Origin of the sequence: Vibrio sp. ES.051 (assembly GCF_002563795.1) — a bacterium.
Classification (GTDB): Bacteria; Pseudomonadota; Gammaproteobacteria; order Enterobacterales; family Vibrionaceae; genus Vibrio.
Window position 1 is genome coordinate 796170 of sequence record NZ_PDJL01000003.1, and the last position, 13513, is coordinate 809682.

Consider the following 13513-nt stretch of genomic DNA (forward strand, 5'->3'; position numbering starts at 1 on the left):
AAAAAATCCACTTAACGATTGAGTTCCGCAAGAGATTCAATGCTGATGGCATCATGTCGCCAATACTCGATATCGCAATCAATCAACTCACCGTGTTGGTTGTAGTTGATACGTTCAACCACCATTGCAGGCGTACCAGACGTCGCGCGTAATGCCTGTGCCACCTCACCCAACAAAGTACTCGTCGAAATTCGGTAGCGAATTTTTTGATACGTCACCCCGTAGTGCTCACGATAAATGTCGGTTAACGAGTTTGATAAATCATAAGACAACAAGTTGGGAAAAATCTCTGGGCGAATATAGTTCGTGACATAAACCACTGGACGCTCTTCTAAGTAACGAACGCGGTCGACACGAAATACATCGGAAAACGGCTGAAGATCCAACAAACGAGCGGCCAATTTATTAGCCAACGTCCCTTTTGCTGCCACTAACTCCGTTTTTGGCACACGATTTTGCGCTTTCGCCATGTTCGGGAAATTCAATGTTTGGGTTGGGTCGTAACGCAATGGCTCGGGAGAGATAAACCAACCTCGACGATCTTCGCGATAGATTCGACCTTCCGCTTCCAGCAATGATAAGGCTTCACGCAGAGTGACACGCGTAGTATCGAATGACTCCGCCAATTTACGCTCTGCTGGCAGTTTTTGACGCGGCGATAGCATGCCCGCTTCAATCTGTTCAACAATCGAATCTTTAATTTTTACGTATTGCACGAAGTGTCCTTATCTTTTGCGCCAAGCTTGTGTGCGATTCTCTAACAATTTACCCAAAGTCATTTGAACAATCTTCGCAATCGCGGCAGCAATCATGATCATCACAGCCATTGCCGCTGCAGCGCCAGTTTGACCTGCATCGTCCATATTCAGAATCGAGACCGAAGCCGGAATCGTATCGGTTGAGTAAAGGAATACTACCGCAGAAGTGGTGGTCAATGCATTAACAAACAAGTAAGTCGCAATGTCCAAAATCGCGGGTAAACACACGGGTAATGTTACTTTAAAGAACAACTTGTATTGAGGAAGCTTCACCGATGCCGCCATAGCTTCAATCTCTGATGGCAACTGTTTTAGCGCTGTCAGCGCTGTCATATGACCCACTGTGTAGTAATGCACAACGGTATTAATCACCAAGAATGCCATGGTCCCATAAAGCACGTTCAAAGGATTATTCGCATCGTTGAAGTAAAAGATGTAGCCCAAACCAAGCACCATACCCGGAACCGTCATTGGCACTACGCTGAGCATTTGCATCGCTTGACGAATTGGACCAAACGCGCGCCCTTTCTCAATGCAGTAAGCACCGACAAAGATGATGGCTGTACCCATAACAGCTGTCCAACCTGCCAGCGTTAGCGAGTTGAAGAAAGGGCTCCAACCGTAAGTGCTCACCTCGGCAAAGTTGTAATTGTTCAGCGTTAGTGCCTTGTTCCATGGCCAGAATGTTACGAGTGAACCATATACAGCCATGCCCAACACCGCCAGCACTGCGATAGAAATAATGGTGCAGTATATCAAGCAAGTACTGTCACGCGCTTTATTGGGTTCTGGTTGATAAGTCACTGAACGTGTATCGAATAAGCTCTTTTGTTTTTTCTGTACCCAACGGTCTGCGCCAAATGCAATTACTGCAGGAAATAAAAGCATAATGCTGGTCACTGCCCCCATAGCAAAGTTTTGCTGTCCCACCACTTGCTTGAAGATGTCGGTCGCCAAAACGTTGTAGCTGCCACCGATCACTTTCGGCACACCAAAGTCCGTGATAACCAGCGTGAAGACCACGATAAGCGTACTGATCAAACCGAATTTCGCCGCAGGTAATGTCACCATAAAAAAGGTTTTCATTGGTGAGGTTTTAAGTGCATGGGCTGCTTCATACAATCGAGCATCCGAGGTGCGCAGAGAAGTAGTCAAAATCATCAATGCATGTGGGAATGTCCAGAAAATCAACCCAATCGCGATACCAATCACGCCGTAAACCGAGTTTCCTAGCAACATCTCTTTGGCAATGCCTTGATTACCGAAAAGGAAGATCAAACTGATTGCAGGCAACAGCGAGGGCGCAAGGATCGGCGCAGTACCTAGGATTTGAAACAAGCTTTTAAACGACATGCATGAGCGAGTTAACGCGTAGGCATAGCCAAACGCAAGCACACCCACTACCGAGGTAACAATCACGCCCAAAGTGAAGGTGTTGCTGACTGAAGCCCACAAGCTTGAAGAAGAAAAGTAAGTCGCAAAGTTGGCTAAACCAACAAACTCACCATCGCTGTTTTGTACACTCTTAGTCAACATTGCCCAAAGCGGCATTAAGATGAACAGCACCATCATGGTCGACAAGCCAGCGAGTAAACCAAACAACACAAGTTTGTCACGGCTGACACGTCCGAGTAAGGGTTTTGCTTTGTCTTGACTGGTGAAGCTATTCATCGTCATTGTCTTCGCATCCATGTTACACCTACGCTGCTAGCGATTTATCAACCGAGGGCACGGCGTAACCATGCAGCTCTTCTTCAGCAAACTGGATGTAACGTACATCGCCCGCCTTGATATTGAGTTTTTGAACCGTTTCCACAGGCACATCCACCACGATGGTTTTCGTTGAACTGTCGTTTTGCAATACACAGTCAATGCGGAAAAACGCCCCCAGAAACTCAGTTGCCGTAACACGTGCTGGTAAAGAGTTGCTGTAGTGTTCAACAAACTTGATGCTTTCAGGACGCACAGCAAGATCGAAGCGGTCGCCCCGTAGGATCTTACGATTGGTCAAGCTTGGCGCTGGCATCAAGGTTTCAGCAATACGTACTTGGGAATCCGTTGCGACTGACGTTTCTATAAAGTTCATGCTGCCGACAAACTCAGCAACAAAGCGTGTGGCTGGTTGTTGATAGATTTCTTGAGGAGTGCCGACTTGCTCAATCACGCCATGATTCATCACCACGATGCGATCGGCCATCGACAGCGCTTCATCCTGATCGTGCGTGACCATAATGGTCGTGATACCGAGCTTGCGTTGCAGCTTACAAATTTCATTACGCAAGTGTACGCGCACTTTTGCATCCAGCGCTGACAGCGGCTCATCAAGTAATAGTAGACCCGGAGACAACGCCAATGCACGAGCTAAAGCCACACGCTGCTGCTGACCACCAGAAAGTTGGTTAGGGAATTTCTCACCAGATGTAGGAAGACCAATGGTTTCTAACCAGTAATCCACTTTCTCTAGCGCTTCTTTGGTCGACATGCCTTGGTTCTTCAAACCCACCGCAATGTTCTCTTGCACGGTTAGGTTTGGAAACAGCGCGTAAGATTGGAATACGATGCCGAAATCGCGCTTCTCTGGTGGTAGGAATGTGGTCTCTTGACCGTTTTGAAAAATCGCACCAGACGTTGGTAGGTCTAAACCTGCAATGGCACGTAGTAGAGTGGTTTTACCGCAACCAGAAGGGCCAAGAAAACAAACAAACTCGCCCTTTTCAATCGCTAGCGAGATTTTCTTTAATGCAGTGAACTGTCCGAATTGCTTCACTACATTTTCAATATTTAGGTAATGTTGGTTAGTTGACATAGTACATGCTCCAAGTGGTATACACCAAATTTAGCTTTGGATTGTTACGTTCGAATGACAAATTTATAGAAAAAACACGAAAGTGACGGAATAACAAAAGAACAAGCGGCGCCTCTAGGAGTGCAGCTTCAAAAACGGAAAATGTTAACTGATTTTATCTGCTTTTCCTGCTGGGCCTGCTAACTTGGCTAACTGTTTATCTATCCAAAGTGGCGCTTTCTCGTTATCTTCTGCATTCTCTTTTCTTCGGACAGCATCCCGCACCAACATCGCACCGATCCAACGAAACGGCTCTGGCGGAAAATGACCTAATGGGCCATTTGTCATACCGCATCGTGTCCATGAACTATCAAGACCTAAAACTAATGACGATAGTATTTTTCCGCCAATACGTGTTTGAGCAACACCGTTACCTGAATAACCTAAGCCATAAAATATGTTTGATTGATTATTGAGCCTACCGAAAAATGGCAGACCGGAAACCGATCTATCTGAGCCGCCAGACCAATGATAGGCAAAAGACGATTGCTGCAACTTAGGAAATAGCTTTTGAAATGCTCGATTCAACAGAGGTAAATAATTGCTAGGCTGATTACACATTGGATCAACCTTGTTTGCGAACGAGAATTTATTTCCACCTTTTCCAAGCATTAAGCGTCCATCACGAGTGTCTCGATAGTAGTGCACGAATATCCTTGAATCGACAACTGCAACCCCCTTTTCTGGGCCATCTTTTTCAAGGCGTTTTGCGATTGGGTCGGTGATCACCATATCGGAAGACACAACCACGATGCTTCGTTTAAACTCTCTGAAATGTTCAACCATCCAAGCATTTAGTGCAATTACCACCTTATCGGCCACCAGCGCACCGTCGGGAGTCGTTAATTTGGCTGGTTGGCCATATTCAAGTTTGGTCATGGGGCTATTCTCAAAAACTTGGATCCCCATTTTTAATGCAACCTTACGCAGCCCTCGAGCTAAAAGAGCGGGTTGAACACTGCCTGCTGCTGGTGAGTAATAGCCCTCGATATGTCGATCAGAGCCAGCTTTCTTAGTAACCGCCTCCCCACACTTTTGCCAACTGTTGACCCCTAACCTCTTTAATTCATCAACAACAGGTTGCATCCCTCCTCTTTGTGCCTGATTGGTTGCTGTATAGTACGTGCCACTTCTGTTCAGATGTGCATCAATACCATGATGCTCACAAAATTCTTCAATTTCATAAATTACCTTTTCTGACTCCTCAACTAACCACTTGGCTTGCTGTTCACCATACAATTTTTTTAGAGTCGGGTACTTGGTCGACCACGTTAACATACAACCACCATTTGCCCCCGAAGCACCACTCCCACAGAGTGATTTTTCAATAATTGCGATATCTTTATCGGGTTGTTGTTGCTTTAATAGTATCGCGGTCCATAACCCTGTATACCCGCCACCAACAATAGCGATATCACAAGACCGCTCCTCTCTGAGCTGGGTGTAAGTGACTTGCTCGAAAGAGCCAAATTCTTGTTCAATGGCTTGTTTGAACCAATAAGAGTGGTGTTGTTTCATTGTATATTTCCTGGAGAGGTACTGAGTAATTGGTGACCCAATGACAAACAAAGGAAGACAATGTCTTCCTTTATCGGTAAAGGAGTTAAAGAGATCAATAACTACGATTTTGGCTCTGATTTCGCGTCGAACTTCTCAGACCATGCCGCTAGGATCTCTGCACGCTTGCTACCCATTTGCGCAAAATCCATCTTCGCCATATTCTCTTGAACGTTCGGGAAGTTAGAAACTTCAGCTTTCACTTCTTTATGTGCCACCACTGGGTACATTTCTATGTAAAGCTCATTTGCAGCTTTAGATATTGACCAGTCGACAACGCGTTTCGCTGCATCTGACTCTTTAATTAGACCAACCGCTTCTGATTCCCAGCCGATGCCTTTTGGTGTGATAACCGCTAGCGGTGCCCCTTGCGTTTTCAGCTTCGCGCCGCGGCTTGCCATCGAAATACCGATAGCCACTTCACCCATACCTGCTTGAACGCATGGCTTAGAGCCAGAGTGCGTATAGTGTGCAATGTTCTTGTCTAGGTCACGCATGTAGTTCCATGCCTGCTCTTCCCCCATGTTTTGTAGCCAAGCTGAAACCTGCATGTAGCCAGTACCAGAAGAAGCTGGGTTGGGCATTGCAATGTGCCCTTTGTAAACTGGCTTCGTTAGGTCTTCCCAAGACGTTGGTTTAGGCAGGTTAAGTTGTTTCGCTACCGCTTCGTTGAAACAGACGGCGTTAAAGAACGCATCATTACCAAACCAAGCTTGGTTTGATTGAGGGTCATTTAGGTTCGCGTGCAGCTCTTCCAAACCTTTTGGTGTGTAAGGCTTAAGAAGACCTTCATTTTTAAGCAGTGCCATTGACGAGCCCGCAAGGCCCCAAACCACTTCCGCTTGAGGGTTGTTCTTTTCTGCCAGCAATTTCGCCGTCATGATACCGGTTGAATCGCGAACCCACTTAATCTTGGTGTCTGGGTTGTCTTTCTCAAACGCAGACTTGTATTTAGCAAGAATGTCAGTTTCGAAAGCGGTGTAAACCGTGACTTCCTGTGCGGCCATTGCATTCGTTGCTAGCAGAGAGACAAGTACAGCCAGCGATCCTTTCATCAAACGGTTTTTCATCATTTTCTCCAGTTAATTTGGCTAGTGTCACCTTGGTATGTACCAGTTGACAATAACCACCCTACTGAGCCTTTGTGACGAAATCATGACCGTTAAATGGCAGTTTTACGAAAATTGGCGATCATTACTCGTTCAATTGATCCACCATTTTCTGGATATTAAAGTTTTATGAAATTGAATATTTGCCTATTTACTGCCCTTTCCTTCCTCGCTAGAGTGAACTTGAAATTTGGTATACACCAACTGACCTATTCTGATGGAAATCGAGATGAAAAACGAATATCTACTACTGACTCCAGGTCCTCTATCTACTTCTGAAACGGTACGTGAAGCCATGCTAAAAGACTGGTGTACTTGGGATGATGACTACAACAAAGACATTGTAGAAGTGATCCGCACTAAGCTCGTAAACTTAGCGACTGAACAAGGCGGTTACACTAGCGTGTTAATGCAAGGTAGCGGCACAGCATCAGTAGAAGCGACGATTGGCAGCGCCATTGGCAAAGATGGAAAGTTGTTGGTTGTCGACAACGGTGCCTACGGTGCACGTATCGCTCAGATCGCTGATTATCTAAATATTCCATGCCATGTAGTTTCCCCAGGCGAAACATCACAACCACACTTGAACGAAGTGGAAACTGCATTGGCATCGGATCCTGCTATCACACACGTGGCAATTGTTCACTGTGAGACAACCACTGGCATGCTTAACCCAATTGAGGCGTTTGCTTCTGCGGCAAAAGCACACGGTAAAGTGGTGATTCTCGATGCCATGTCGAGCTTCGGTGGCATCCCTATCGATATCGCGGAACTAGGCATCGATTTTATGATCAGCTCTGCAAACAAATGTATTCAAGGCGTACCGGGTTTTGGCTTTGTGATTGCGAAACAAACTGAACTCGAAAAGTGCCAAGGTCAGGCACGTTCTTTGAGCCTTGACCTTTACGACCAGTGGCACTGCATGGAAGTGAACCACGGCAAATGGCGTTTCACGTCTCCGACGCACACGGTTCGCGCTTTCTACCAAGCATTGCTAGAGCTAGAACAAGAAGGCGGCATCGAAGCTCGTCACAACCGTTACCAAACTAATCAGAAAACACTGGTTGCAGGTATGCGTGCCTTGGGTTTCGAGCCACTACTGAGTGATGACCTTCACTCGCCAATCATCACTTCTTTCTACTCTCCGACGCACAGTGATTACCAATTCAAAACGTTCTACACGCGTTTGAAAGAGCAAGGTTTCGTGATTTATCCGGGTAAAGTATCGAACGCAGACTGTTTCCGCATCGGCAACATTGGTGAAGTTTACCCAGCAGATATCGAGCGTTTAATCGGTGCGATTGAAAAAGCAATGTACTGGCAACACGAACCAGAGCAAGAGTTGACGAACTGAGATAAGTCACGATGAGCCAGAATATCAACCCGACCCATTTCCGCAGCGAAGGCGATGTCAACACGACGCCAGCTCGCCAAGCTTGGAATGCATCGATGGACGACGAACGCACGCAAGCATTGTTGAAGCGTGATTCGGAGGTCTTTCTTCATCAAGCCATGTCGACGCCTTGCTTAGATACCTTGGAAGCGGCAGAAGGCATCTATCTCCAAGATGCCACGGGCAAAAAGTACATGGATTTCCATGGCAATAACGTCCACCAGTTGGGCTACGGTCACCCACATGTGATTAAACGAGTGCAAGAGCAAATTGCCAAACTGCCGTTTTCACCACGTCGTTTTACCAACGAGACCGCGATTGAATGTGCCGAAAAACTCACCCAAATCTGTGGCGGCGAGTTGAACCGCGTGTTGTTTGCTCCGGGTGGCACATCTGCGGTTGGCATGGCACTTAAACTAGCGCGCCACATCACGGGCAACTACAAGGTGGTGTCTCTGTGGGATTCCTTCCACGGCGCATCGTTAGATGCCATTTCAGTGGGTGGCGAAGCGTGTTTCCGCCAAGGCATGGGACCATTAATGGCAGGTGTTGAGCGCATTCCACCAGCAATGTCTTATCGTGGCGCTTTCCCAGTTGCCGACGGTAGTGATGTGCATTACGCCGACTACCTTGAATACGTGATTGAGAAAGAAGGCGGCGTGGGCGCGTTTATCGCAGAAGCGGTTCGCAACACGGATGTTCAAGTGCCAAGTAAAGCCTACTGGAAACGCATCCGTGAAATCTGTGATAAACACAATATCATGTTGATCATCGACGACATCCCTAACGGCATGGGTCGCAGCGGTGAATGGTTTACCTACCAAGCCTACGACATCGAGCCAGATATGCTGTGCATCGGTAAAGGCTTGGGCGGAGGGTTAGTTCCTATCGCAGCCATGGTGACCAAAGACAAATACAACACTGCCGAGCAAATCTCCATGGGTCATTACACTCATGAGAAAAGCCCTATCGGTTGTGCTGCAGCACTGGCAACCATGGAAGCCATTGAGCAAGACGGCTTGTTAGATAAGGCTAAAGCCGACAACCAGTTCATGCGTGAAAAGCTGCTAGAGATGAAAGCCAAATACCCAGTGATTGGTGATGTACGTGGCATCGGCATGTTGTGGGGCATTGAGCTGGTCAGTGACCACGAGACCAAAGCGCGTGCGTATGACGAAGCAGAAGCCGTGTTGTACCAATGCCTCAACAATGGCGTGAGCTTCAAGGTATCGCAAGGCAATGTGATTCAACTCAGCCCACCGCTGATCATCACTCGCGAACAACTGATAGAAGCGCTGGCAATCTTCGAAGAAGCCATCGCCAAAGTGTGCAAAGACTTTAACTACTTCTAACCTCAAATCCAGAGCGCAGTTCCAACGTTTAGACAGCGCTCTGGCAAGCAAGAAAAAGGATTGAACATGAGCAACTCACCAATTCAAGCAGTGATCTTTGACTGGGCTGGCACTATCGTCGATTTCGGCTCTTTTGCACCCACCAGCATCTTTGTGGAAGCGTTTAAGCAAGGCTTTGATTTCGACATCGACCTTGAAGAAGCGCGCGAGCCAATGGGGCTTGGTAAATGGGATCACATCCAAGCTGTTGGTCGCATCCCTGCGGTTGATAAGCGTTGGAATGAGAAGTTTGGTCGCTCAATGACTAGCGAAGACATCGACGCTATCTATGCGGCGTTTATGCCTCTGCAAAAAGCCAAAGTTGCAGACCACGCCGAGCCCATTCTAAATGCCATTGAAGTCGTGAACGGTCTGAAAGACAGAGGCATCAAGATCGGTTCTTGTTCTGGTTACCCTCGCGAAGTGATGGATGTACTGATTCCAGTTGCGGAGGATTACGGCTACAAACCAGATTATGTAGTAGCAACGGATGACCTGCCTCAAGGTGGTCGCCCTGCACCATTTATGGTACTGAAGAACTTGATTGAGCTAAACGTGACCAGCGTTAACGCGTGTATCAAAGTGGATGACGCAGCACCGGGCATCGATGAAGGTCATAACGCCAGTATGTGGACTGTTGGTTTGCTGCTTTCTGGTAACGAAGCGGGTCTTACGTTTGAAGAATACCAAGCCGCGGATGAAGCAACGCTTAATGCCGCTCGTGAAAAAGCACGTGTAAAATTGATCAAGAGCTCACCGCATTACCTAATCGATACTATCGCTGACTTCCCAGAAGTAGTTGCAGATATCGAACGTCGCCTTGCGGCAGGTGAGCGTCCATAGGATTCATGTACAAAACCTCTAACTCAACTGAATTCTCAATTGAGTTAGAGGCAATTGTAGTGGCATAGTGAATTTGGTCACTTAGTTAGATAAGGAAAAGTAAATAAAAGATCGCTTTGGTGAAGTTTGTGTCGAATCGGTTGAAACAAAAAAGGGGGGCAAAGATGAGTTTCAAGTTGGCCTAGTGAATGTCCAGAAATGACACAGAATTACCGCCTTAGTAACTAAATCTCTCCTACGTTATGCCCCTGATAGTGATAGAATCCCCGCACCAGAATTACCGAGAAACTCTATGTTTATACATCATGTTAACGGCATCGACTGGCTGGTGATTACAGCTTTTGAAGAACTGAAACCTCTATTTATTGAAGAAGCTGGGTCTATTCCCACTTACTTCTCTAGCGATAGCGAATTGAGCCTGATTGATCAAGCCAAGCGCGCTTATGGATATTTGCCTACACTCCGCGGCGTCATCACCGATACTGGCACTTTTCAACGCCAGGATAACGAAGAAGATTTCCCCCCAATGCTTGCCTGTCTAGTGGAAGGGCGCGGCCGAGTATTTATCTATAATGCCGGTTATGTAGCTTTTGTGGATGACGAGCAAACCTTTATTACCCGAATGGACTGAAAATTATTCAGTAAGTTGAAATCGGCAAATTGGCATCCCTAGCCGTTCATTCGCAAGCGTTTCGCTTGTTAACAGGGCGTGAATTGAATGGAGCCGGCTCCTAACTTCAATAAGAAAAGCAATGTACATGCTTTGCGCATTAGCTGGTTCTATTACCACAACTATGTGTTCTAAAACGCTAGCGGGCAAAAAAACGATGATGGATTCTACCATTGCCTATAACTAAGAAAGACTCGTATTAATCTCAAGGTGAGAACTCCATAAGAGGAATATGAAAAGCCAATTGCGGTTGAAATTGGCTCAGTATGAAACAGTCAAAATTTTTAGAGCAACGTATCGACCAAAACAGTTAATTCGGAAAGTGTTGATTCAAGAAGTCTAAAATATGCGGGACGTATTTGTCTGTATCAAAGACTGATGCACTGTGCCCCACACCTTCCTCTATGAACAATTGGTTAGGTACCCCGTACTCATCCAGCTTTGCTTTTAAAATCTCGCTCTGAGATAGAGGAACTCGTTTATCCAAGGTGCCATGAAGCTGGATATATGGGGGGGCACTTTCGTTAACATAGGTTGTCGTAGATGCTTGCTTGGCAATGCTTGGAATATGACTTGGAATATCACCTAAAAAGCGAGACACCGACGATTTCTTATTGGTTTTCTTGCCGCCTTTATTACCTAACTCAAGTAAATCAGTTGGGCCGAAAAAACTCACCACGGCAGAAACCATATATTTCGGAGGATCATAGAAATCCACTTGATTGTATGCCGAGTTAGTTGCACCAATAAAGCCCGCTAAATGGCCACCTGCAGAGCGTCCCATCATCACCAAATTATCAGCTTTGATACCTAGCTTTTCAGCATTATCGTGCAAATAGTTCAGTGCATCATTGATGTCTTGTACTGGTTGAGGAAAGATCGCTTCTCCACTTAAACGATAATCGACCGACGCTAGCGCATAACCTTCATTCAATACAGATTGAAGCAATAATGGGTTCTTTTCTGGGATGGCATCTTTGCTTCCACGTTTCCATGCACCACCATGTACCCAAACCAATAACGGGTACCGAGCATTTGATTCAACCGAGGGAGTATAAAGATCGAGTTTAATCTCTCTTTCACCTACAGTTTTGAACAAGATATCTTTCTCTACATTGAACTCCCCTGCCAAACAGGTAAGAGGCATAAGTAATAGAGAGGTCATCGCAGACTTTATTTTCGTATTCATAGTTTTGTTCTTCGCCTAAAAAGTGAGTCGATTAGAAAGTCGCTTCAGCAGCTAACCAGTAACGTCGGCCATCTTCAATGTAGCCAAACTCTTCCTCAGTAGTTTGCTCATCGAACAAGTTGTAAACCGCTGCCATTAACTTCACATTCTTAGTGACACGCCAATTCGCACCGAGATCCACGTAAGTAACAGAAGGTGCTAAAGTTCTTGTACTATCGCTAGTAATGTTGTTTTTTTCTTCGCCTTGATAGTTCACACGCGCCCATGAAGCAATATCGTCACGCACAGCCCAATCACCATTAAGTGAGAAGAGATGTTCAGGTGCTTGTACAAGTGGCAAGCCATCATCATCGTCATTAGTGTTCTTTTCACTACGAGTATACGAGTAGGTCGCACTTAGTGTAATTGACTCTGTAATACCTTTAGAAACGGAACTTTCTGCACCATAGCTGATCGCATCATCAATGTTCGCGTAAGTACGGTCGCAACTTCTGCTATCAGTACAAGTCGGATCGACAAACTCACTTTCGATTTTGTCTTTGAAGTTGCTGTAAAACACAGTAATGTTTGCAGAAAGGTCTCGCTCATCAACGTAATACAGCCCCATCTCTGTATTGACTGAGGTTTCTGCTGTTAAGTCTGGATTACCGTAAATGGAACAACGCCCTCTACAGCTCTCTTGAACCCACTCTTCGTCCATTTGTGTCAGGCTAGGCGCTCGATAACCCGTAGACACACCACCTTTTAGCGTCCAACTAGGGTCAATAGACCAGACCCCATAAGCTCTTGGACTGAATTGTCCGTTAAAGATCTCATTGTCGTCATAGCGTAGGCCAATAGTCAGCGCAAAGTCATCAGTGAGATACCACTCATCTTCAGCAAATACTGCCCATTGCTTGTTTTCGGAGGTTAATGACAGTTTATTGTCAGTCAGAGCCTTTTGCTCGAAAGATACGCCCAGTGTTAAGTAGTGTGCATCAAGAGGAAGACCCCATTGCGTATTGATTTGACTATTCTCGACTTCTTTATCCGCACCGATATTTTTTACTATTTCATTACTGATAAATGAAGAAGTCGTACCCCAAGCGTAGTTACCATCGTGACCAAAACCAATAGACTGGCGTTCATATTTTCGCTCTGCAACTTGAGACTCTCGCACCACTGACTTACCTAGACTCGTCATTCGCTCTTGATTATGAGTGCTGAACTCTAAAGTGAAGGTGTCATCCGAGGTTGGCGTGAGATATAGAGATGCTCGGTAGTTATCGAGTGTCTTACCAGCATAACCACCTTCGATCTTGTCTTCTTTTCTTTCCTGATAAAGGCCAGTCAAAGAGGCACTCAACAGGCCATCAACTATTGGCCCAGCGAGGTAAAGTTGTCCTTGATAACTATTCCCAGATTTGGAGTTTTCTTGAAGCGTTGTTTCTGCACGCAAGCTACCATGCCAATTTTGATAGTCTTTCCGCGTAATAATGTTAATCACACCACCTAAAGCATCAGACCCATAAAGGGTTGACATAGGGCCACGTACAACTTCAATACGTTCAATTGCACTCAACGGGGGAAGCCAATCTTGCTCAGTAAACGTGCTGCCATTAGTTTGAGTTTCTCGACCAGACTGTTTTCTCCCATCGACGAGAATTGCCGTATATTGAGCAGGCATACCTCTAATTGAGATATCTTGTGTTAATTTGCACTTAAATCTGATCCACCATTTGCACTGAAAAGTGATCCACCTAAGTAAGTCTATTCTAG

General features: G+C 46.0%; 11 protein-coding genes. 4 read left to right on the forward strand and 7 right to left on the reverse strand.

The window, feature by feature from the left end:
- Positions 1–11 precede the first annotated feature (11 nt).
- The 5 genes from phnR to ATG66_RS04295 form a co-directional block, all read right to left on the reverse strand.
- The gene (gene phnR / locus ATG66_RS04275) at positions 12–716 is read right to left on the reverse strand and encodes a phosphonate utilization transcriptional regulator PhnR (protein ID WP_098414123.1); all 705 of its coding nucleotides are present in this window, start codon (positions 714–716) and stop codon (positions 12–14) included.
- Between the two features lie 9 nt (positions 717–725).
- Positions 726–2450, reverse strand: a complete 1725-nt coding sequence (locus tag ATG66_RS04280) for a putative 2-aminoethylphosphonate ABC transporter permease subunit (RefSeq protein WP_098414124.1) — start codon at positions 2448–2450, stop codon at positions 726–728.
- A gap of 7 nt (positions 2451–2457) precedes the next feature.
- Entirely contained in the window at positions 2458–3564 is a 1107-nt protein-coding gene (locus ATG66_RS04285) for a putative 2-aminoethylphosphonate ABC transporter ATP-binding protein (RefSeq protein WP_098414125.1), read from the reverse strand.
- A gap of 144 nt (positions 3565–3708) precedes the next feature.
- The gene (locus ATG66_RS04290) at positions 3709–5121 is read right to left on the reverse strand and encodes an FAD-dependent oxidoreductase (RefSeq protein ID WP_098414126.1); all 1413 of its coding nucleotides are present in this window, start codon (positions 5119–5121) and stop codon (positions 3709–3711) included.
- 101 nt (positions 5122–5222) lie between these two features.
- Entirely contained in the window at positions 5223–6233 is a 1011-nt protein-coding gene (locus tag ATG66_RS04295) for a putative 2-aminoethylphosphonate ABC transporter substrate-binding protein (protein WP_098414127.1), read from the reverse strand.
- Positions 6234–6498: 265 nt separating this feature from the next.
- Between ATG66_RS04295 and phnW the strand changes: the two genes are divergently transcribed.
- From phnW to ATG66_RS04315, 4 genes are all read left to right on the forward strand, one after another.
- The gene (phnW, locus tag ATG66_RS04300) at positions 6499–7623 is read left to right on the forward strand and encodes a 2-aminoethylphosphonate--pyruvate transaminase (RefSeq protein ID WP_098414128.1); all 1125 of its coding nucleotides are present in this window, start codon (positions 6499–6501) and stop codon (positions 7621–7623) included.
- Positions 7624–7634: 11 nt separating this feature from the next.
- The gene (locus ATG66_RS04305) at positions 7635–9014 is read left to right on the forward strand and encodes an aspartate aminotransferase family protein (RefSeq protein WP_098414129.1); all 1380 of its coding nucleotides are present in this window, start codon (positions 7635–7637) and stop codon (positions 9012–9014) included.
- A 66-nt stretch (positions 9015–9080) separates the two neighbouring features.
- Positions 9081–9896 carry a phosphonoacetaldehyde hydrolase gene (gene phnX, locus ATG66_RS04310; protein ID WP_098414130.1) on the forward strand — a complete coding sequence of 272 codons (816 nt, stop codon included), beginning with the start codon at positions 9081–9083 and terminating at the stop codon, positions 9894–9896.
- Between the two features lie 292 nt (positions 9897–10188).
- On the forward strand, positions 10189–10527 hold the full coding sequence (locus ATG66_RS04315) for a cytosolic protein (RefSeq protein WP_098414131.1): 339 nt from the start codon (positions 10189–10191) through the stop codon (positions 10525–10527).
- 349 nt (positions 10528–10876) lie between these two features.
- Here ATG66_RS04315 and ATG66_RS04320 read toward each other — a convergent pair whose 3' ends face one another.
- Positions 10877–11755, reverse strand: a complete 879-nt coding sequence (locus ATG66_RS04320) for an alpha/beta hydrolase (RefSeq protein WP_098414132.1) — start codon at positions 11753–11755, stop codon at positions 10877–10879.
- A gap of 31 nt (positions 11756–11786) precedes the next feature.
- Positions 11787–13508, reverse strand: a complete 1722-nt coding sequence (locus ATG66_RS04325) for a TonB-dependent receptor domain-containing protein (protein WP_441351605.1) — start codon at positions 13506–13508, stop codon at positions 11787–11789.
- Between the last annotated feature and the right edge of the window lie 5 nt (positions 13509–13513).

Excerpts from the sequence above, each read along its gene's own strand:
- ATG66_RS04280 (WP_098414124.1), bottom strand. The coding sequence starts at position 2,450 with ATGGATGCGAAGACAATGACGATGAATAGCTTCACCAGTCAAGACAAA.
- ATG66_RS04285 (WP_098414125.1), bottom strand. The coding sequence starts at position 3,564 with ATGTCAACTAACCAACATTACCTAAATATTGAAAATGTAGTGAAGCAA.
- ATG66_RS04290 (WP_098414126.1), bottom strand. The coding sequence starts at position 5,121 with ATGAAACAACACCACTCTTATTGGTTCAAACAAGCCATTGAACAAGAA.
- ATG66_RS04295 (WP_098414127.1), bottom strand. The coding sequence starts at position 6,233 with ATGATGAAAAACCGTTTGATGAAAGGATCGCTGGCTGTACTTGTCTCT.
- phnW (WP_098414128.1), top strand. The coding sequence starts at position 6,499 with ATGAAAAACGAATATCTACTACTGACTCCAGGTCCTCTATCTACTTCT.
- ATG66_RS04305 (WP_098414129.1), top strand. The coding sequence starts at position 7,635 with ATGAGCCAGAATATCAACCCGACCCATTTCCGCAGCGAAGGCGATGTC.
- phnX (WP_098414130.1), top strand. The coding sequence starts at position 9,081 with ATGAGCAACTCACCAATTCAAGCAGTGATCTTTGACTGGGCTGGCACT.
- ATG66_RS04315 (WP_098414131.1), top strand. The coding sequence starts at position 10,189 with ATGTTTATACATCATGTTAACGGCATCGACTGGCTGGTGATTACAGCT.
- ATG66_RS04320 (WP_098414132.1), bottom strand. The coding sequence starts at position 11,755 with ATGAATACGAAAATAAAGTCTGCGATGACCTCTCTATTACTTATGCCT.